Here is an 18,956-nt window from a genome sequence, read left to right as displayed (position 1 = left end):
TCCACTAGGCGCTGCGCCGCAGCCGCCCGACGTCCTTCGACGGCGCGCTGCCGAACTGCCGGCTGTACTCGCGGCTGAACTGCGACGGGCTTTCGTAACCGACCCGGTAGCAGGCGCTGGAGACGTCGAGTCCTTCGCTGATCATCAGCCGCCGCGCCTCCTGCAGCCGGAGCTGCTTCTGGTATTGCAGCGGGCTCATGGCGGTGATGGCCTTGAAGCGATGGTGCAGGGTCGAGGTGCTGAGATTGGCCAGCCGCGCCAGTTCCTCGATCCGCAGGGGCCTGGCGTAGTGCCGGTTGAGCCAGTCGATGGCGCGGGTGACGCGGTGGGTCTGCGAGTCGGCCACGGCGATCTCGTACAGGCGCTGGCCCTGCCGGCCGTGCAGCAGCCGGTAGTAGAGTTCGCGCAACGCCAGCGGGGCGAGCATGCCGATGTCGCGCGGCGTGTCGAGCAGGCGCACCAGGCGCAGCATGGTGTCGAGCAGCGGTGCGTCGATGTGGTCGAGGAACAGCCCGCGCGACGACTCGCCCGCCAGCCCGACCGGGCCGCTCTCGGAGACCAACTGGGCGATCTCCGCCGGGTCGATGTCCAGGCGGATGCACAGATAGGGCTCTTCCGGGGAGGCCTCGATGACCCGCCCGGAGACCGGCAGCGTCACCGAAACCACCAGGTAGTGCAGCGGATCGTAGAAGTACTGCTCGTCCCACAGGCGCACCTCCTTGCGCCCCTGCAGGAGCAGGCACAGCGCCGGCTGGTGCACGCCGTGGATCGGATCGGTGGGGGCATCGCAGCGGATGAAGTGCAGCGGGGCGATGGCGGTTTCGTAGGAGCCCGCCTCGGTCGCGCGGCGCAGCACCAGTTCGACCAGCTCGGCCCGATAGGCGTCGAGCAGGTGCCGGGCGGCGGAATCGTTCGTGTCCATGAGAAAGCCCTCGGCTTGGGGTATCGGCAGCTTAGCAAAGCGGGAGAAGGACGCGGGCGGGCGGCCCGCGCCGGTTGGGCGAGGCAGATTACCGGGCCGGACGCTCCCCCGTCAGGCCGAAAACTCCCGGCTGCTTGCCTGATCCTGCATGGGCCGCGCGAGCCAACCGATCAACCGGCTGTCACGGTCATGCCGCCGTCGGCCATCACCACCGAACCGACCATGAAGCTGGCCCGTTCGGAGGCGAGGAACAGTACCACCTCGGCGATTTCCTCCGGGCGCGCCGCGCGGCCGATGGGGGCTGCCTTGCCATGCTCGGCGAGGAAACCGGGCCCGTCGTCCACCACTTCGTCGAGGATGTTGGTCACCACGTCGCCGACGCCGATGGCGTTGACACGGATGCCGTGCTCGATGACCTCCAGCGCCAGGGTGCGGGTCAGCTGCGCCAGGGCGCCCTTGGACGCGGCGTAGGCGGCGATGGTCGGGAAGGCGAAATAGGCGGCGTAGGAGGCGATGTTGACGATCGCGCCCGAGCGGTGCGGCAGCATCGCCCTGACCGCCTCGCGTGCATCCAGGAAGGCCGCCGTGGCGTTGACCGCCTGGATGCGCTCCCAGTCCTCTCGGGTCATCTCGACGACCGGCTTGTTGATGATGATCCCGGCGTTGTTCACCAGGATATCGAGGCGCCCGAAACGTTCGACGGCCAGCCCCACCGCGCGCTCGGCTGCGCCGTCCTCGGTGATGTCGGCCACCAGCGGCAGCAGGTCGGGCCGGGCTAGCTGCTCGACGTCCGGATTACGATCCTCGGCCACCACCCTGGCGCCGCGCGCGTGCAGCAACAGGGCGATGGCCTTGCCGATGCCGCTGGCGGCGCCGGTGACCAGGGCTACCTTGCCGGCGACTTCCTGGGGGATGGGATTGATGTCTTGCATGGTGATCTCCTCCGCATGGGAAACCCGGGCGCTCGGCCAGGGTCGTCGTTGTCGACGGGGAGCACTCTCGCGCGCTGACGGCGCCGGCGCTTTCGGCCGTTTGCGGGATCTGTCGGGTTCTTGCGCGCAATCGCGTCATGCCGCCTTCAGAAGCGCAGGCGCACCGGCCCCTGCGGCGGCAGCGGAATGAACTCGTGGTCCCCCAGCACCTCCGGGAAGCGCCGGGCGCGCCAGTCGTCGGCGGCCTGCTGGATGCGTTCGGGCCGGCTGGAGACGAAGTTCCAGTAGATGTGCCGCGGGCTCCCGAGCGGCTCGCCGCCGAGCAGCAGCACCCGGGCCGGGCCGCGGGCGCGCAACACCACCTCGCTGTCCGGGCGCAGCACCACCAGGCGGCCGGCGGCGAAGGCGCCGGGCTCGCCGACTACCTCGACCTCCCCCGCTGCCACGTAGAACGCGCGCTCGATGTGTTCGGCATCCAGCCGGTAGCGCGCGCCGGCCTGCAGCGCCAGGTCGGCGTAGAACAGGTCGGAGTGCACCCGAGTCGGCGCCTGCCGCCCTTCCAGGGTTCCGGCCAGCAGGCGCAGGGTCGCGCCCTCGCCCTCGATCAGTGGAATGTCCGCGGCCGCCACGTGCTGCAGGCCCGGGTCGCTCTCCCCGACCGCTTCGGGCAGCGCCAGCCAGGCCTGGAAGCCCATCAGGGTGCCGCCGTCGCGCCGCGTCTGCTGGTTGCTGCGTTCCGAATGCACGATGCCGCGCCCGGCGGTCATCAGGTTGATCTCGCCCGGCAGCAGTTGCTGGACGAAGCCGGCGCTGTCGCGATGCAGCCGCTCGCCCTCGAGCAGGTAGCTGACGGTCGCCAGACCGATGTGCGGGTGCGGAGGGGTGTCGGCGCCCTCGCCGGGGCCGAAGATCACCGGGCCGAAGCTATCCAGAAAGATGAAGGGGCCAACCATCCGCCGGCGCGCCGAGGGCAGCGCGCGGCGCACGTCGAAGCCGCCGACGTCGCGCACGTTCGGCAGCAGGATCTGTTCGACGGCGGTGCTGTTGCTCTGGGTCATGGTCGCCTCGGCTGGTTGCGGTGAAGGACGAAGACAGGGTAGGCCGCCCTCTTCGTTTGCAAAAGCCGGCTAATATCGACGCAAACGTTCGAGGAATTGGAAATGAGCACCGACCCCGGAACACCGACACTGGACCAATTGCGCGTCTTCCTCACGGTGGTGGAAGTCGGCAGCTTCGCCGGCGCGGCGCGCAAGCTGCACCGCGCCACCTCGGTGGTCAGCTATTCGATCGCCAATCTGGAGCTTCAGCTGGGCGTGTCCCTGTTCGACCGCAAGACCACGCGCAAGCCGCAGCTCACCGAGGCCGGGCGCATGGTGCTGGCCGAGGCGCGCAGCATCTACGGCGGCGTCGACGGCCTGCGCGCCAAGGTCAAGGGCCTGCTACAGGGGCTGGAGGCGGAGGTGCACCTGGTGCTGGACGTGATGCTGCCGGCCGAACGGGTGGTCGATGCGCTCAAGGCATTCCGGGCGCAGTTTCCGACCGTGTCGCTGCACCTGCACATCGAGGCGCTCGGCGGGGTCACCCAGCGCGTGCTGGATCGCGGCGCGACGCTGGGCGTGAGCGGGCCGATGACGAACATCGGCGGGCTCGAGCGGATCGGCGTGGGCAGGGTAGCGCTGATCCCGGTGGCGGCCCCCGACCACCCGCTCGCCCGCAACGGTCCGCATCCGCCCGGTGCCGGGCGCAGCCACGTGCAACTGGTGCTGACCGACCGCTCGACGCTGACCCGCGACCAGGAGTTCGCCGTGGTCGGGACGCGCACCTGGCGGCTGGCCGACCTGGGCTCCAAGCACATGCTGCTGCGCGAAGGGATCGGCTGGGGCAACATGCCGGCGCCGATGGTCGCCGACGACCTGGCGTCCGGCCGGCTGGTCCGGCTGGAGCTGCCCGACTGCCCCCCGATCGACTATACCTTCGAAGTGCTCTACCGCACCGACACGCCGCCGGGCCCGGCCGCGACCTGGCTGATCGAGCGCCTCAAGGAGCAGGCCGCGGCCGAGACGGCAAAGGCAGGCCAACCCTTCGAAAAAATCGAACCTGATGGTCGATAATCCACCTCTTTTTCGATGCCATGAGGCGTGACACATTGACGGCTTCCCGCGGCATGGCCGCTCAACCGCTGAGGAACTCTCAATGGCTAAGGTTCTGGTTCTCTACTATTCGTCCTACGGTCACATCGAGACGATGGCCTACGCCGTCGCCGAAGGCGCCCGTGCCGCCGGCGCCGAGGTGGACGTCAAGCGCGTGCCCGAGACGGTACCGGAAGAGATCGCCCGCAATGCGCACTTCAAGCTCGACCAGCCGGCCTCCGTCGCCACCATCGCCGACCTGGAAGGGTACGACGCGATCATCGTCGGCACCGGCACCCGCTTCGGCCGGATCAGCAGCCAGATGGCGGCCTTCCTCGACCAGGCCGGCGGCCTCTGGGCGCGCGGCGCGCTGAACGGCAAGGTCGGCGGCGCCTTCACCGCCAGCGCCAGCCAGCATGGCGGCCAGGAAACCACGCTGTTCTCGCTCATCACCAACCTGCTGCACTTCGGCATGACCATCGTCGGCCTGCCCTACAGCCACCAGGGCCAGATGGGCGTGAAGGAAGTGGTCGGCGGCGCCCCCTATGGCGCGACCACCATCACCGACGGCGACGGCTCGCGCCAGCCCAGCGAGACCGAGCTGGCCGGCGCGCGTCACCAGGGCGAGCTGATCGCCAAAACGGCGGTCAAGCTGTTCGGATGACCGTGGGCGACAGCCGCTGATCCAAGGCGCCTTCGGGCGCCCTTTTTCTGACTTGGTTCCGTAGGAGCGGTCTTGACCGCGAATGGAGCCGGCGCGGCGAGCAAGCACGTAGCCTCGTGCCGAACCTGTTCGCGAGCAAGCTCGCTCCTACGTAGCGCCGCGGCGTAGTGACACAGCTCGTCCCTGACCCGCGGGCCAAAAGCTTCGAGGTCAAGACCGCTCCCACAGGTCCTGCCCCATTGACGGGCAACGACTTCGACCCGAGCGCGCAAAAACATCAACCGCTACAGCGTTGCAACCAACGTTCCGACGAACGTTTCCCGGCCCGCTCGAGACCGCTGCAAAGCCTTTCCCGCACTCACCGACCCCTCCCCCCTCTGCCCGCTTTCCGTTACATCCGTCCGGCCACTCGTTGAACCTTTCGTGAACCAACGGGTCAGGGTGCTGTCGGCCTGCATGGGCGGCCTCCTTCGAGCCGCTTCGCTATCCCCTGATCGTCAGGCCCCAGTTTCGGTCGAGCGGCCCACCGGCCTCTCGCCTTTTCTATTTTCGTGGCCCGTACTTTTTCGGGCCTCCCATGCCTCCAATTTCGTGTCCGCCAATGTCCAAATCCGTTTTCCTTGCCATCGACATTCGTTTCGTTCTACCCCGCCGTACGCTCGGCGGGCTGGGCCTGCTCGGTGCGCTGCTGATGGCGCCCGCCGCGCATGCCCAGCAGGCCGGCAGCAATGAGCGCTGGGTCAGCGACAGCCTGCAGACCTACGTGCGCAGCGGCCCCTCCGACGGTTATCGCATCGTTGGTGCGCTGAAATCCGGCCAGAAGGTGCAGCTCCTGCAGACGCAGGGCGACTACAGCGAGGTGCGCGGCGAAGGCGGCGACCGGGTCTGGATCCTCAGCAGCGACCTGCAGGCCCAGCCCGGCCAGGCCGAGCGGGTGCCGGCGCTGGAGCAGCAGGTAGCCGAGCTCAGCGCGCAGTTGCAGACCATCGACGACAGCTGGAAAGCCCGCGTGCAGGGCATGCAGGAGACCCTGGACTCGCGCAAGGCGCTGATCGAGGAGCTGCAGGCCAGCCGCCAGGCGCTCAACGCGGAGCTGACCGAGACCCAATCGGCGCTGCGTACCGCCCAGGCGCGCCTGGGCGAGGAGAACAACCAGTTGCTGATGCGCTACCTGGTGTACGGCGGCAGCATCGCCGGCGCCGGGCTGCTGGCCGGGCTGATCCTGCCGGCGATGACCCGCGGCCGCAAGCGCAACGACCGCTGGTTCTGAGCGCCGCCTCACCGTCTTTTCCATAGCCGACCCGCGTCCCGACGATCACTCTCGCCAGGACGCGCCTCCGCCCTCCCGGCGCTGGCATTCGCCCGCGCCCTATGACAGGCTGCGCGCCTGAACCGACGGCCCCTGGTCGTCCAGACATTGGCTCTAAGATCACGGATCGATGACGACCTCGCCAGCGGACGGGACGGGTCGCAAGGGAGGCTGCATGCAGGTGGAGTGGTGGTACTGGCTGGTGGCTGGCGTGCTGCTGATGCTCGCCGAGCTGCTGGTCCCGGCGTTCTTCATCTTCTGGTTCGGCATGGGCGCGGTGCTGGTGGGCGTCGTGCTGGTCATCGCGCCGGGCCTGTCGCTTCCCGTCCAGTTGCTGCTCTGGGCACTGGCCTCGGTGCTCATGGTGCTCCTCTGGTTCCGTCTGTTCCGCCGCAAGGGCGACGCCGGGCCGGAACGCTGGACCGCCGAGGAATGGGTCGGCGAACCCGGCCAGCTGATCGAACCGGTGTCACCCTTCACGCGCGGCAAGGTGCGCTTCACCAAGCCGATCCTCGGCTACGACGAATGGACCTGCCTGGCCGACGAGGACATCGCGGCAGGGGAAAGGGTGCGGCTCGTCTCCTTCCAGGGTGACATGGTCAAGGTCGCCAGGGCCTAACGCTCTTTACGGGGCATTTCAACGAGGGACTGTAGAAAATGAACGAACTGATCGTCGCCGTCGTACTGCTCGGCCTGGTCGTGGTCACCATAGGCGCGGGCGTGCGCATCGTGCCGCAGGGCCAGGAGTGGGTCGTCGAGCGGCTCGGCAAGTACCGCACCACGCTCAAGCCGGGGATGAACTTCATCATTCCCTACGTCGATACGGTGCCCTACAAGCTGTCGACCAAGGACATGATCCTCGACATACCGCAGCAGGAAGTCATCACCCGCGACAACGCGGTGATCGTGGCCAACGCGATCTGCTTCGCCAAGGTCACCGACCCGACCAAGGCCTCCTACGGCGTGGAGAACTTCAAGCTCGGCATCACCAGCCTGGCGACGACGGCCCTGCGCTCGATCATCGGCGAGATGGACCTGGACGATGCGCTCTCCTCGCGCGACCAGATCAAGGCCAGGCTGCGCGAGGCGATGGCTTCCAGCACCATGGACTGGGGCATCTCGGTGCGCTCGGTGGAGCTGCAGGACATCCAGCCGTCGGAGTCGATGCAGGTCGCCATGGAGCAGCAGGCCGCCGCCGAGCGCATGCGCAAATCCGCGGTGACCAAGGCCCAGGGCGAGAAACAGGCGCTGATACTCGACGCCGAAGGGCGCCTGGAAGCGGCGAGGAGGGACGCCGAGGCCCAGGTGGCGCTGGCCGAGGCTTCGGCCGAGGCGATCCGCAAGGTGGCCGACGCGCTCGGCACCGACGGCAACGCCATGCAGTACCTGCTCGGCGAGCGCTACATCAAGGCCATGAACGACCTGGCGGCGAGCACCAACGCCAAGACCGTGGTGCTGCCGGCCGACCTGCCGCAGGCCCTGCGCGGCCTGTTCAAGGGCTGACCAGGGTCACGGCCGGGTCGAAACACTTCGGGCCCTCCCTCATCCGGCCCGGCGGGCCACCTTCTCCCGCGGGGAGAAGGGAAAGGCATGCGCTGCCTGAAGCCTCGGCAATCCCTGTAGGAGCAGGCTCTGCCTGCGACCGAGGCAGGCACGAAACCTTCGAACCGGCACCAAACCAACCCCTCTCCCACCGGGAGAGGAGGATGGTGAGGGCTGGCGGGCACGCGGCTCGCCCCCTCATCCGGCCCTGCGGGCCACCTTCTCCCGCGGGGAGAAGGGAAAGGCACCGTATCGCCAGCAGGCCGGGCGGGGCCTGTAGGAGCAGGCTCTGCCTGCGACCGAGGCCGGCACCATATCTGCGAACCGACACCAAACCATCCCCCTCTCCCTCCGGAGAGAGCCGCGGTGAGGGAGCCGTGCGAGCCTCCCTCATCCGGCCCTGCGGGCCACTTTCTCCCGCGGGGAGAAGGGAAAGGCACCGTATCGCCAGCAGGCCGGGCGGGCGGGGCCTGTAGGAGCAGGCTCTGCCTGCGACCGAGGCCGGCACTATATCTGCGAACCGACACCAAACCATCCCCCTCTCCCTCTCCCTCCGGGAGAGAGCCGGGATGAGGGCGCCGTGCACGCCTCCCTCATCCGGCCCGGCGGGCCACCTTCTCCCGGAGGGTGAAGGAAAAGCGCCATCCCGGTCTTCCGTGACCTGCCGGCTTCAGCCGCGGCGGGCGTCCAGGCTGTAGCGGCCGGCGCCGAAGGCCACCACCTGCAGCAGACCACCGGCCATGGCCAGGTTCTTGAAGAAGTGGATGAACTGGTTCTGGTCGCCCAGCGCGTTGTGGAAGGCCAGCGCGGTGGCCACGCTGAACAGCGCCAGACCGGCGGCCACCAGACGGGTGCGGAAGCCGATCACCAGGGCGATGCCGCCGAGGACCTCGACCGCCACGGCGATGGCCAGTGCCAGGCCGGGAAACGGCAGGCCGACCGCTTCGATGTAGCCGATGGTGCCGGCCGGCGCGGCGAGCTTGGACAGGCCCGACAGGATGAAGATGGCGCTGAGCAGCAGGCGGCCGGCCAGGGCGGCGGAATCGGCGCCGGCGGCGTACGGGCGGGAGGCGGAGTCGAGAGCGATCGAGCGGGACATGGCATTTCCTCTTCAATGAAGGGCGCACCCCCTGGTGCGCCGCGATGAGGAGAAGTCTGCCAGCGGCCCTTCATTCGCAATAGACGGTAAATATCGAGCGCTACGTTCGAATGATTGGAACGAAGTTACGACCCGGGCGTGGCTTTTTCGTTGTTGCCGCGCAGTGCCTCGCGCAGGGCATTGCCGAGCGTCGCGATGTCGAAGGGCTTGGTCAGCACCCGGAAGCCGCGCTCGGCCGGCGCCCGGTCGGTGTAACCGGTGGCCAGCAGGATCGGCAGCCCAGGAAAGCGCTCGCGCACGGTCTGCGCCAGGCCGACGCCGTCCAGGCTCCCGGGCATCACGATGTCGGACAGCAGCAGGTCGATCGCCGGCCGGTCGGTGGCCTGCAGCCGCGCCAGCGCGGCATCGGCATCGGCAACCGGCTCGACCGCGTAGCCGAGCTCCTCCAGTATCGCCGCCACCACCTCGCGCACCTCGGCGTCGTCATCGACCAGCAGCACCCGGGCGTTGCCCGATGCCGCGGCGGGATCGGCCAGTGCCGCCGCGGCGGGCTCGACGACGCCCACGCTGCGCGGCAGTAGCAGGGAAATCCGCGTGCCCTGGCCGGGGCAGCTGTCGATCGACACGCTGCCCTGCGACTGCCGGGCGAAGCCGTACACCTGGGCCAGCCCGAGCCCGGTGCCCTCACCCACCGCCTTGGTGGTGAAGAACGGCTCGAACGCCTTGGCCTGCACCTCCTCGCTCATGCCCTGGCCGCTGTCGGCGACCTTCAGCTCGACATAGGGCCCGCCGGGCAGCTCGCGGTGGCCTCCAACCTCGAGCTGCACGGCCGCCAGGGAGATGGTCAGGTGCCCCCCATCGGGCATGGCGTCGCGCGCGTTGAGCGCCATGTTGAGGATCGCCAGCTCGCACTGCAGCGGGTCGACCTGCACCGGCCAGCGCCCTTCCGGCAGGTCCAACTCCAGCGTCACCCGGCTCGGCAGCGCGCCGCCGAGCAGGTCGCTCATGCCCAGCACCAGCATGCGCAGGTCGACCTGCCTGGCTTCGTCGCTGCGATGCCGGCTGAAGGTCATCAGCTGGCGGGTCAGCTGCGTGCCGCGCGCCACCGAGCGCTGGCAGGCCTCCAGGGCGCGCTTGGCGCGCGGTTCGGTGCTCAGCATGTCGGCCAGTTGCAGGCCGACCGTCATGCTCTGCAGGAGGTTGTTGAAGTCATGCGCGATGCCGCCGGTCAGGCGGCCGAGCGCCTCGAGCTTCTGTCCCTGCAGCAGCGCCTGGTGCGAGCGTTCGGCCCGCGCCACCGCGTCGGCGACCTGCTCGGCGAGCACCGCGTTGGACTGCCGGATCTGCCGGCTGGCCTCGACTAGGGCGCGGGCGGTGCGGTCGGTTTCGTCGATGCCGGTGTGCGGCGCCTCCAGCGCCTCGCCCCGGCCCAACGCTCCGGCGAGCTCGTCCAGCACGGTCAGCGGACGGGTGATGGTGCGGCCGACGACGAACGCCAGCAGCAACGCCAGCAGCAGCACCAGGAAAACCCACCCGGCGACGGTGGCGATGGAGGTCAGCGCGCTGGCCAGCAGCTCGTCCCTCGGCAGCGCGATCAGCACCGTCCAGCCGGATGCGCGGGCGCGGCTGAAGAAGGTCAGCACCGGTTCGCCGTCGCGGGTGATCGATTCGATCGACCCGTCGTCCTTCGCCTGCGCGCGGATCCGCGCGCTGAAATCGGCGTCGGCGCTCTGGCCGACCAGCCGCTCGGCGTTGCGGGTGCGCGCCACTATGGTGTGGTGCTCGTCCAGCACCACGCCGAGCCAGCGGGCCGGCAGCCCCTGCTCGACCAGGGTCTCGCCGATCCTCGCCGCGGGAAACTCCATCGCCACGTAGTACGCCAGCTGGCCGTCGCGCAGCACCGGCCGGTGCACGGCGAAGGCGTACTGGCGCTCGTCCTCGTCGAAGAACAGACGGCTGATGTCCATGCCCGGGCCCTCGCCCAGGCGCGGCAGGCTGGGCGACATCGGCAGGGGCGCGCCGAACGGCCTGCGGGAGTCGAGCAGCGGAATGCCGTCGGGGTCGAACACCATGACGCGGATGCCCAGCGGCCGGATCGCCGCGCCGGCGCGCTGGTGGAAGCGCTCCAGGTCGCCGGCCGCCAGCGAGCGCGAGAAGGTCAGGGTGGTGACGATGGCGTCGTAGCGCGCCAGGTCGCGGTCGACTGCCAGCGCCACCGCCCGCGTGGTCTCCTGCATGCTTTCGTATACCCGTGTCCACTGCGACTGGTAGATCCAGTAGGTCGCGACCGCGGCGAAGACGACCGTCGGCGCGAGCACGGCGAGCACGAGGAAGATGAGGCGGGAGCGAATCGACACGTCCGAGAAAACTCGTTATCGGCACAGCATGCCGGCTGCGGGGAGGTGCGGGCCGGTCAGGTCGGCCGCACCGGTGGTTCGGATCGAGACAGGATAGGCGGAGCGCTGCCGCGCGGCCAGAGATCCTTCACGCGCCTCGCGACGGTCAGCGCTCGCTGCGCAGCAGCCCGTACTCCACCGGCACCCAGCATAGCCCGAACCTCGGCACGCACATGGCCGGCGAACCGGGGCGGCCTAGGTTACCGCAGAACGCGCCGCGCCTGGACGGCAACCGGGCGCCTCGCAGGCCGGCCAGCCCGCCGTCAGCGCGGCGCAGCGCTCGCGCAGCAGCGCGTGCAGCTGCTGGATCGCCGGCGAATACTGGCGGCGGTGCGGGCAGACCAGGTGCAGCGGCAGCGCCTCGCCAATCGAGGCCTGCAGCACCACTTCCAGGCGCCCGGCGGCCACGTCGTCGCTCACGTCCAGCCACGACTTGTAGGCGATGCCCTGCCCGGCCAGCGCCCAGCGACGCACCACGTCGGCGTCATCGCTGAGCAGCGTGCCCGTCACCGAGACCACCCGGCGCCGCCCCTGTTCCTCGAACACCCATTTGTCGTAGGCGCGGCCGTGCAGCAGGTAGACCAGGCAGGCATGCCCCGGCAGATCCTCCAGCGAAGCCGGCCGGCCGTGGCGTGCCAGGTAGTCCGGCGAGGCGACCAGCACCCGGCGGTTCTCCGGAGCCAGCGGCAGCGCGATGAAGCTGGCATCCTCCATGCGCCCGTAGCGGATGGCGACGTCCACCGGATCGCGGAAGATGTCGGCCACCTGGTCGGAGAGGAAGAAGCGCATCTTCAGCCGCGGGTGCAGCGCGCGGAACTCCACCAGCCAGGGCAGCAGCTGGTTGCGGCCGAAGTCCGAGGGCGCGGCGATCAGCAGCATGCCCTGTAGTTCCGGGCTTTCCCGGCGCAGACGTTCGTGCCCTTCGCGCAGCGTCTCCAGCACCTCGCGGGCATAGGGCAGGTACTGCTCGCCCTCGGAAGTCAGCCGCAGGCTGCGGGTGGAACGGGCGAACAGACGGATGTCCAGCTCGCGCTCGAGCCGCTGGATCGCGGCACTGACCTGCCCGGGCAGCAGGTCGACCTCCCGCGCGGCGTTGGAAAAGCTGCCCAGCGCCGCCGAGCGGACGAACAGGGCGAGGTCGTCGATCCGGATCATTTTCATTCCCAGCGAGAAAGTGATGTCCGATTTTGCCTCTTTATGCAAAAAGCGCGAGCGCCGAGCATGCTTCGTCTTCCCGTCCCTTTGCGAGGAACCGCAATGAAAGCCATCGCCTACACCCAGCACGGCCTGCCCATCGAAGATCCGAACGCCCTGGTCGACCTCGAGCTGCCCACCCCCGAGCCGGGCCCGCGCGACCTGCTGGTGGAAGTGCGCGCCATCTCGGTGAACCCGGTCGACACCAAGGTGCGCAGGGGCTCGCCGACCGAAACGCCGCGGGTGCTGGGCTGGGACGCCGCCGGGGTGGTCGGCGCAGTGGGTGCCGACGTCAGCCTGTTCAAGGTCGGCGACGAGGTCTTCTACGCAGGCGACCTCACCCGCCAGGGCAGCTACGCGCAGTTCCAGGCGGTCGACGAGCGCATCGTCGGGCGCAAGCCGGCCCGCCTCGACTTCGCCCAGGCGGCGGCCCTGCCGCTGACCTCGATCACCGCCTGGGAACTGCTGTTCGACCGCCTCGGCAATCGCGAAGGCGCCGGCCAGGGCGAGCGCCTGCTGATCGTCGGCGCGGCCGGCGGCGTCGGCTCCATTCTCACCCAACTGGCTCGCCGGCTCACCGGGCTGACGGTGATCGGCACCGCTTCGCGCGCGGAAACCCGCGAATGGGTACAGGGGCTCGGCGCGCACCAGGTGATCGACCACGGCCAGCCGCTGGCGCCGCAGTTGCAGAAGCTCGGCATCGATTACGTCGACCAGGTGGCGAGCCTGACCCACACCGACCTGCACTATCCGCAGCTGATCGAGGTGCTGCGGCCGCAGGGCCGGCTGGCGCTGATCGACGACCCGGCACAGCTCGACGCCATGCCGCTCAAGCGCAAGAGCCTGTCGCTGCACTGGGAGCTGATGTTCACCCGCTCGCTGTTCCAGACGCCGGACATGATCAGCCAGCACGAACTGCTGCAACGGATATCTGAGCTGATCGAGCAGGGCACGCTGAAGACCACCCTCGGCGAACACTACGGCACCATCGAGGCGGCCAACCTGCGCCGCGCCCACGCCCTGATCGAGAGCGGTCGCTCGCGGGGCAAGGTGGTGCTGGAAGGCTTCTGAGCCGATCAGGCCTCAGCCTCGTTCTTTCGATTCATCAACCCGCATGGAGAGACCGCGATGAACCTTCTGGCCGCCGCCAAGACGCGCTACGCCACCAAAGCCTACGACCCCGCCCGCAAGGTGCCGCAGGAAACCATCGACGGGCTGCTGGAGCTGCTGCGCCACAGCCCCTCGTCGGTCAACTCGCAGCCCTGGCACTTCGTCGTCGCCTCCAGCGACGCCGGCAAGGAGCGCCTGGCCAAGGGTGCGCAGGGCAACTTCAGCTACAACGCCCCGAAGATCCGCGATGCCTCGTACGTCATCCTGCTGTGCGCCAGCGTCGACATGACCCCCGAGCACCTGGAGGCACTGCTCGAGCAGGAAGCCCGCGACGGCCGCTTCGCCAAGCCCGAGGCACGCGCCGGCCAGCAGGCCACCCGCAACGGCTACGTCACCCTGCACCGCTACGAATACAAGGACCTGCAGCACTGGATGGAGAAGCAGGTGTACCTGGCGCTCGGCACCCTGCTGCTCGGCGCCGCCGCCGAGGGCATCGACGCCACGCCGATGGAAGGCATCGACCACCGCGCCCTGGACCTCGAACTCGGCCTGCGCGAACAGGGCCTGACCAGCGTGGTGATGGTCTCGCTGGGCTACCGCGGCGAAGCCGACTTCAACGCCGGCCTGCCGAAGTCGCGCCTGCCGGCGGAGACGGTGTTCACCTACCTGTAATCCCGGCTGCGTAGGAGCGGCCTTGGCCGCGGATAGCGACGTCAGGTCCGCTCGCAGTCAACACCGCTCCCACATTTTCTGGAAGCCCGCGGCCCCCTCATCCGGCCCTGCGGGCCACCTTCTCCCGTGGGGAGAAGGGAAAAGCGCCCCGCGCGGCCTGTAGCTGCGACACCTGTAGGAGCGGACGCTGCGGCACGGCGCGGGGCCTCGTGGGAGGCGCGCCCTCGCGGCGACAACGCTGGCCCAAGCGCAGTGCCCTCATCCGGCCCTGCAGGCCACCTTCTCCCGTGGGAGAAGGGAATGGCGGTCAAGACCGCTCCCGCGCGGCACAGGCACACGGGCTTTTCGTAGGAGCGGCCTTGGCCGCGAACCTGGCACCGCAGCGCCGTACGGCAGCAGGCGACCGCCCCTCACTCCCGTTCGAGCACCCTCACCCCTTCCGGCGCGCCGGCGAACCCGAGCTCCAGCTCCGCCCGGTCGATCCATTCCTCGGCGATCTCGCCCTTGACCGCCACGCCCAGCTGGCGGAAGTCGTTGACCTGCTTGACCAGGTTGCCGCGGCCACTGACCAACTGGTCGCAGGCCTTGCGGTAGGCCTCCTGCGCCTTCTCCAGGCTCTTGCCGACGCCGTCCATGCTGCCGAGGAAGGTGCGCAGCTTGTCGTAGACCTTCGCCGCGCGGTCGGCCAGCTCGGCGGTGTGGCGGTTCTGGTCCTCGAAGCGCCACAGCTGGCGGACGATGTTCAGGCTGGTCAGCAGGGTGGTTGGCGTGGCCACCAGCACGTTGCGTTCGATGGCCTTCTGGAACAGCGTCTCGTCCGCCTTCAGCGCCTCGACGAAGGCCGACTCGATGGGCACGAACATGAACACCATTTCCGGCGCCTTGAGCCCCGGCAGCGCGTGGTAGTCGCGATCGGCCAGTTCGCGGATACGCTGGCCGAAGGCGGACACGTGCTCGGCCAGGGCGATGCGCCGCTCGGCCTCGTCCTCGGCGTTGACGTAGCGGGTGTAGGCGTTGAGCGAGACCTTGGCGTCGATGATCAGGTGCTTGCCCTGCGGCAGGTAGACGATGGCGTCCGGCCGGCGGCGGCCGTCCTCGCCGTCGATGCTCACCTCGCGCTCGAAGTCGCGCCCGCGTACCAGTCCGGACCGCTCCAGCACGTTCTCCAGGATCAGCTCGCCCCAGTTGCCCTGCATCTTCTTCTGCCCCCTGAGCGCGGTGCTGAGGTCGTGCGCCTCCTGGGTGATCTGCCGGTTGAGCTCCTTGAGGTGCGACAGCTCCTGGATCAGCGCCGCCTGCTGCTGCACGTCCTTGTGGTGGATGTCCTCGACCTTGCTGCGGAAGCCCTCGATCTGCTCGCGGAAGGGCTTGAGCAGCGCGTCGAGCGACTGCTGGCTGTGCTGCGAGAAGGCCTGGCCCTTGGCTTCGAAGATCTGTCCGGCGAGCTGTTCGAATTCCAGCTTGAGCTGCTCGCGGCTGTCCTTGAGCAACTGCTGCTGCTCGGCGAAATGCCGCTCCTTCTGCTCCAGCGTGCTGGCCAGGGTGGCGTGCTCCTCGGCCTTCTGCGCATGTCGCTGCTGCAGGCTCTCGTGCTGCTCGCACAGGCGCGCATGGGCCTGGCGCAACTCCTCGTGCTGCTCGACCAGCTGCAGCCGCTGGGCCTTGGCCGCCTCGGCCTGGCTGCGCGCCTCGGCGACCTGCTCCTGCTGGCGCTGCAGCTGCTGGCGCAGGGTCATGGCCTCGTCGCGCGCGTAGTCCAGCTGCCGCTCCAGCTGCTCGACGTGCGCCCGCTCGGCGCGTACCGCGGAATGCAGCTCGCGGCTTTCCGCCGCCTGCTGCTCGAGCAGCAGGGCCTGGCGGTCGAGCTGGTCACGGCCGGCCGCCAGCGCGGCACGCAGCTCGCGCAGCCGCAGGCCCTGCCAGAGCAGCCCGAAGGCGAGGCAGGCGACGAGCAGAAACCCGCTTCCCACGAGGGCCAGAGGCGAAATCGGCATCATTGGATGTGCTCCTTCGTGTGCTTGGCGGGTACGACACCACGACCTGTCGCCTGCAAAGGTATGTAAACCTGCACGACAGGTCCACCCGAGGCGGGATCGGTATGTAAAGAAAAGGCACGGATGACGTCCGCAGCCGTGCTGTGTTCGCGTCTGTAGCCATATGCGCGCCCGATTGGATGCATCAATTTGGAGCGATTGTCGGCCCAGTCAGCTTTTTTTGGGGCGACTGAAACGAAGAGCTATCCGGACGAAGCGCCCAAGCCGCCCAAACAGTACACTAAACCACTGATTTTCTAATGAAATACAAGAGCCAAAGCGAAGCGCCAACGATTGGCGCAGGTCTTGCTAATGGTTCGTTAGCTTGACCGTTTGGCCAAGAAATCAAGCACACATAACGCAACAGGAGCTCACACCGATGAAACGCATTCTGACCACCGCCGCGCTTGCGGGCGGCTTGATGCTCGCAGGCCAGGCGATGGCCGCCCCGATGCTTTGGCAGAACAACAGCCTGACTTACCTGTACGGCAAGAATTTCGCGGTCGATGCTGGCGAGATCCAGCAGACCATCACCTTCGAACATGCCAGCGGCTGGACCTGGGGCGACATGTTCCTGTTCGTCGACAACAAGTGGTACAACGGCCTGTCCGGGAACGATGGCCACACCTACTACGGCGAGTTCAGCCCGCGGCTGTCGTTCGGCAAGATCACCGGTGCCGACCTTTCCTTCGGCCCCATCAAGGACGTGCTGCTCTCGGCTACCTACGAGCGTGGCGAAGACCGCAACCGCAACTACCTGCTCGGCCCGGCGGTGGACCTGGAAGTGCCCGGCTTCGATCGCCTGGCCATCAACACCTACTACCGCAAGCCCGACGGCATCACCGGCAAGCCGGGCGGCCAGTGGCAGATCACTCCCACCTGGGCCATCACCATTCCGGTCGGCAAGTCCGACATCCTGTTCGACGGCTACATCGACTGGGTAGTCAATGACAAGGGCTCCAAGGCCAAGGGCGACTACCTCGCCAAGAACCTGCACATCAACCCGCAGGTCAAGTATGACCTGGGCAAGGCCCTGGACTACACCCCGGGCACGCTCTACGTCGGTATCGAGTACGACTACTGGTCGAACAAGTACGGCATCGAAGACAGCAGTGCCTTCAACACCGACAACAACGTCACCAACTTCATCGTCAAAGCGCACTTCTAAGACGATCCCGCCGCCCGGCTCCAGGGCGGCGGCTGCGATACCTCTCCTGAATCACGCATCGATTTCGGCGGCACTGCCAGGCAATGCCGCCATTCTTTTTCAGCCGGCTCGCCCTGCTCTCGCGGACGGCATACCCGCCCGACCGTCGCCTTCGGCCAACCCGGCCTGACGAACCCGGTTCAAGCCAGCGCCTCGGCCCGCGCCTTCAGACGCGCCACCGCCGCCTGCGCCTGCCGCCCCAGTTCGGCCATGTCCAGCCCCGGGATGCAATCGTCCTCGACCACCTTGCGTCCGCCCACCAGCAGCGCCTGCAGGTGCGCACGGCCGCCGCTGGCGATGGGCCCGATGGCCGGGTCGTGCAGCCCGAAATAGCGCGGGTCGTCGAGCCGGTAGATCGCCAGGTCCGCCGCCTGGCCTACCGTCAGCGTGCCGACCGCGTCGAGCCCGAGCACCCGTGCGCCACCGGCCGTGCCCCAGCGCAGCACGTCCTCGATGCGGGCCGCATCGGCGCCGCCCTCAAACTCGCCGCCGGCATAGCGCGGCTGCGCCCGCTCGCCCTTGCGCGCCCGCTGCAGCAGCCAGGCGGCATGGGTTTCCGAGAGCATGTCGGCGGCCTCGTTGGAGGCGGCGCCATCGACGCCCAGCGAGACAGTGACACCGGCCGCATCCAACGCCGGCAGGTCGGCGATGCCGCTGCCCAGGCGACCGTTGCTCTGCGGGCAACTGGCGATGCCGCTGCGACTCTCGCCGAGCAGGCGGATCTCCTCGGGCAGCAGCTTGACCAGATGGGCGAACCAGACGTCCGGGCCGATCCATTCCTGCTCGGCGCAGAACTGCACCGGGGTCATGCCGAACCTGGCGCGCGCCGCATCCAGGTAGTCGACGGTCTCCGAGAGATGGCTGTGCAGGCGGATGCCCAGGCGACGCGCGGTCCTGGCCGTCTCACGCAGCTGCTCGGGGGTGGTGGAATGCAGCGCGGTGGTCGGCGCCATCACCACCCGCCGCCGGGCGTCGCCGGCCGGCTCGTGGTAGGCGGCGACCAGCCGCTCGACGTCGGCCAGGTAGTCATCGAAACGCTCGGGGCGCAGCGCCTGCGGCAGTTCGGCCTCGAGCTGGCGGGTCTGGGTCGCGCCACCACGGCAAAGCACGAAGCGCACGCCCAGCGCCTCGGCTTCCTCGAAGAGGATCGCCGCACTGTCGAACGGCATGCCCGGGTAGTACAGGTAATGGTGGTCGGCCACGGTGCCACAGCCCGAGCGCACCAGTTCGACCAGGCCGATACGCGCGGCCAGGCGGAAGCTGTCCTCGTCGAAGGCGCCGCGAAAGCGGTACGGCGTGGCCGCCAGCCAGGGCGTCAGCGTCTGGTCCAGGCCGCGCGGCTCACCCTTGAGCAGCGACTGGAACAGATGGTGATGGGTGTTGACCCAGGCCGGATAGAGCACGCAGTCGCGCGCGTCGATGACCGCCTCGCCCGCCTGCGGTTCGAGCGTGCCGAGGGCGGCGATGCGGCCGTCGACGACGCGGATGTCCGGCCCGGCGTGACGCGCCTGGTCACCGGACAGGCCGGTGAGAATGGCGCTGGCGTTGCGGATCAGCCAACTGGTGTTGGTGTGCATGGGATGCCCTCAATGTTGTGATGAGGCAAAACGTAGGATGGGCCACTTTTGTGGGAGGCCCGACCCCGGGGTGTGATGCTCTTGATCCTCAGGCAGGCCTACGGCCTGCAATCGCCGCGAGGGCGCGCCTCCCACAGGGCCCGGTGCAGCACCGCCTGCTCTTGTGGGAG

The 18,956-nt window shown here is 68.7% G+C and carries 16 protein-coding genes; 8 read left to right on the top strand and 8 right to left on the bottom strand.

What is annotated here, in order from left to right; all coding sequences use genetic code 11:
* Positions 1 to 4 precede the first annotated feature (4 nt).
* The 3 genes from H610_RS0111455 to H610_RS0111445 all read right to left on the bottom strand — a co-directional run bounded on the left by H610_RS0111455 (position 5) and on the right by H610_RS0111445 (position 2,912).
* Positions 5 to 922 (bottom strand): AraC family transcriptional regulator, encoded by a 918-nt coding sequence (locus tag H610_RS0111455; RefSeq protein ID WP_028239794.1) that lies wholly within the window; start codon positions 920 to 922, stop codon positions 5 to 7.
* Positions 923 to 1,092: 170 nt separating this feature from the next.
* Positions 1,093 to 1,854, bottom strand: a complete 762-nt coding sequence (locus tag H610_RS0111450) for an SDR family NAD(P)-dependent oxidoreductase (RefSeq protein ID WP_028239793.1) — start codon at positions 1,852 to 1,854, stop codon at positions 1,093 to 1,095.
* Positions 1,855 to 2,000: 146 nt separating this feature from the next.
* Positions 2,001 to 2,912, bottom strand: a complete 912-nt coding sequence (locus H610_RS0111445) for a pirin family protein (protein WP_028239792.1) — start codon at positions 2,910 to 2,912, stop codon at positions 2,001 to 2,003.
* A 102-nt stretch (positions 2,913 to 3,014) separates the two neighbouring features.
* On the opposite strand from H610_RS0111445, the gene H610_RS23775 reads away from it, so the two are divergent.
* The 5 genes from H610_RS23775 (at position 3,015) to H610_RS0111415 (ending at position 7,459) form a co-directional block, all read left to right on the top strand.
* A complete protein-coding gene (locus H610_RS23775) occupies positions 3,015 to 3,965 on the top strand; it encodes a LysR family transcriptional regulator (protein ID WP_051231682.1) in 951 nt (316 codons plus the stop codon).
* A gap of 82 nt (positions 3,966 to 4,047) precedes the next feature.
* Positions 4,048 to 4,647, top strand: a complete 600-nt coding sequence (wrbA, locus tag H610_RS0111435; RefSeq protein WP_028239791.1) for an NAD(P)H:quinone oxidoreductase — start codon at positions 4,048 to 4,050, stop codon at positions 4,645 to 4,647.
* A gap of 601 nt (positions 4,648 to 5,248) precedes the next feature.
* Positions 5,249 to 5,917: a TIGR04211 family SH3 domain-containing protein gene (locus H610_RS0111425; RefSeq protein ID WP_028239790.1), complete on the top strand. Its 669-nt coding sequence runs from the start codon at positions 5,249 to 5,251 to the stop codon at positions 5,915 to 5,917.
* Between the two features lie 214 nt (positions 5,918 to 6,131).
* Positions 6,132 to 6,575: an NfeD family protein gene (locus H610_RS0111420; RefSeq protein ID WP_028239789.1), complete on the top strand. Its 444-nt coding sequence runs from the start codon at positions 6,132 to 6,134 to the stop codon at positions 6,573 to 6,575.
* A 38-nt stretch (positions 6,576 to 6,613) separates the two neighbouring features.
* Entirely contained in the window at positions 6,614 to 7,459 is an 846-nt protein-coding gene (locus tag H610_RS0111415; protein WP_028239788.1) for an SPFH domain-containing protein, read from the top strand.
* Between the two features lie 709 nt (positions 7,460 to 8,168).
* Here the strand turns inward: H610_RS0111415 and H610_RS0111410 are convergent.
* From H610_RS0111410 to H610_RS23765, 3 genes are all read right to left on the bottom strand, one after another.
* On the bottom strand, positions 8,169 to 8,597 hold the full coding sequence (locus tag H610_RS0111410) for a DoxX family protein (protein WP_051231680.1): 429 nt from the start codon (positions 8,595 to 8,597) through the stop codon (positions 8,169 to 8,171).
* Between the two features lie 125 nt (positions 8,598 to 8,722).
* Positions 8,723 to 10,954 (bottom strand): hybrid sensor histidine kinase/response regulator, encoded by a 2,232-nt coding sequence (locus tag H610_RS23770; RefSeq protein ID WP_051231678.1) that lies wholly within the window; start codon positions 10,952 to 10,954, stop codon positions 8,723 to 8,725.
* Positions 10,955 to 11,188: 234 nt separating this feature from the next.
* Positions 11,189 to 12,148: a LysR family transcriptional regulator gene (locus H610_RS23765; protein WP_051231713.1), complete on the bottom strand. Its 960-nt coding sequence runs from the start codon at positions 12,146 to 12,148 to the stop codon at positions 11,189 to 11,191.
* Between the two features lie 102 nt (positions 12,149 to 12,250).
* Between H610_RS23765 and H610_RS0111395 the strand changes: the two genes are divergently transcribed.
* Complete coding sequence (locus H610_RS0111395; RefSeq protein WP_028239786.1) at positions 12,251 to 13,258, top strand: zinc-binding alcohol dehydrogenase family protein; 1,008 nt, start codon at positions 12,251 to 12,253, stop codon at positions 13,256 to 13,258.
* A gap of 57 nt (positions 13,259 to 13,315) precedes the next feature.
* The gene (gene nfsB, locus H610_RS0111390) at positions 13,316 to 13,969 is read left to right on the top strand and encodes an oxygen-insensitive NAD(P)H nitroreductase (RefSeq protein ID WP_028239785.1); all 654 of its coding nucleotides are present in this window, start codon (positions 13,316 to 13,318) and stop codon (positions 13,967 to 13,969) included.
* A gap of 410 nt (positions 13,970 to 14,379) precedes the next feature.
* On the opposite strand, the gene rmuC is transcribed toward nfsB, so the two are convergent.
* Positions 14,380 to 15,966 (bottom strand): DNA recombination protein RmuC, encoded by a 1,587-nt coding sequence (gene rmuC / locus H610_RS23760; RefSeq protein ID WP_236614289.1) that lies wholly within the window; start codon positions 15,964 to 15,966, stop codon positions 14,380 to 14,382.
* A gap of 415 nt (positions 15,967 to 16,381) precedes the next feature.
* Between rmuC and H610_RS0111380 the strand changes: the two genes are divergently transcribed.
* Complete coding sequence (locus H610_RS0111380) at positions 16,382 to 17,170, top strand: outer membrane protein OmpK (protein WP_028239784.1); 789 nt, start codon at positions 16,382 to 16,384, stop codon at positions 17,168 to 17,170.
* Between the two features lie 179 nt (positions 17,171 to 17,349).
* On the opposite strand, the gene H610_RS0111375 is transcribed toward H610_RS0111380, so the two are convergent.
* Positions 17,350 to 18,786 carry an amidohydrolase family protein gene (locus tag H610_RS0111375; RefSeq protein WP_028239783.1) on the bottom strand — a complete coding sequence of 479 codons (1,437 nt, stop codon included), beginning with the start codon at positions 18,784 to 18,786 and terminating at the stop codon, positions 17,350 to 17,352.
* Positions 18,787 to 18,956 lie beyond the last annotated feature (170 nt).

Source organism: Stutzerimonas azotifigens DSM 17556 (assembly GCF_000425625.1).
Classification (GTDB): domain Bacteria; phylum Pseudomonadota; class Gammaproteobacteria; order Pseudomonadales; family Pseudomonadaceae; genus Stutzerimonas; species Stutzerimonas azotifigens.
The sequence above is the reverse complement of the archived record's forward strand: the minus strand, read 5'-3'. Positions and strand labels throughout refer to the sequence as shown.

Excerpts from the sequence above, each read along its gene's own strand:
- rmuC (WP_236614289.1), bottom strand. The coding sequence starts at position 15,966 with ATGATGCCGATTTCGCCTCTGGCCCTCGTGGGAAGCGGGTTTCTGCTC.
- H610_RS0111395 (WP_028239786.1), top strand. The coding sequence starts at position 12,251 with ATGAAAGCCATCGCCTACACCCAGCACGGCCTGCCCATCGAAGATCCG.
- H610_RS0111410 (WP_051231680.1), bottom strand. The coding sequence starts at position 8,597 with ATGTCCCGCTCGATCGCTCTCGACTCCGCCTCCCGCCCGTACGCCGCC.
- H610_RS0111415 (WP_028239788.1), top strand. The coding sequence starts at position 6,614 with ATGAACGAACTGATCGTCGCCGTCGTACTGCTCGGCCTGGTCGTGGTC.
- H610_RS0111420 (WP_028239789.1), top strand. The coding sequence starts at position 6,132 with ATGCAGGTGGAGTGGTGGTACTGGCTGGTGGCTGGCGTGCTGCTGATG.
- H610_RS0111380 (WP_028239784.1), top strand. The coding sequence starts at position 16,382 with ATGAAACGCATTCTGACCACCGCCGCGCTTGCGGGCGGCTTGATGCTC.
- wrbA (WP_028239791.1), top strand. The coding sequence starts at position 4,048 with ATGGCTAAGGTTCTGGTTCTCTACTATTCGTCCTACGGTCACATCGAG.
- H610_RS0111425 (WP_028239790.1), top strand. The coding sequence starts at position 5,249 with ATGTCCAAATCCGTTTTCCTTGCCATCGACATTCGTTTCGTTCTACCC.
- H610_RS0111445 (WP_028239792.1), bottom strand. The coding sequence starts at position 2,912 with ATGACCCAGAGCAACAGCACCGCCGTCGAACAGATCCTGCTGCCGAAC.
- H610_RS23775 (WP_051231682.1), top strand. The coding sequence starts at position 3,015 with ATGAGCACCGACCCCGGAACACCGACACTGGACCAATTGCGCGTCTTC.
- H610_RS0111375 (WP_028239783.1), bottom strand. The coding sequence starts at position 18,786 with ATGCACACCAACACCAGTTGGCTGATCCGCAACGCCAGCGCCATTCTC.
- H610_RS0111450 (WP_028239793.1), bottom strand. The coding sequence starts at position 1,854 with ATGCAAGACATCAATCCCATCCCCCAGGAAGTCGCCGGCAAGGTAGCC.
- nfsB (WP_028239785.1), top strand. The coding sequence starts at position 13,316 with ATGAACCTTCTGGCCGCCGCCAAGACGCGCTACGCCACCAAAGCCTAC.
- H610_RS0111455 (WP_028239794.1), bottom strand. The coding sequence starts at position 922 with ATGGACACGAACGATTCCGCCGCCCGGCACCTGCTCGACGCCTATCGG.
- H610_RS23765 (WP_051231713.1), bottom strand. The coding sequence starts at position 12,148 with ATGATCCGGATCGACGACCTCGCCCTGTTCGTCCGCTCGGCGGCGCTG.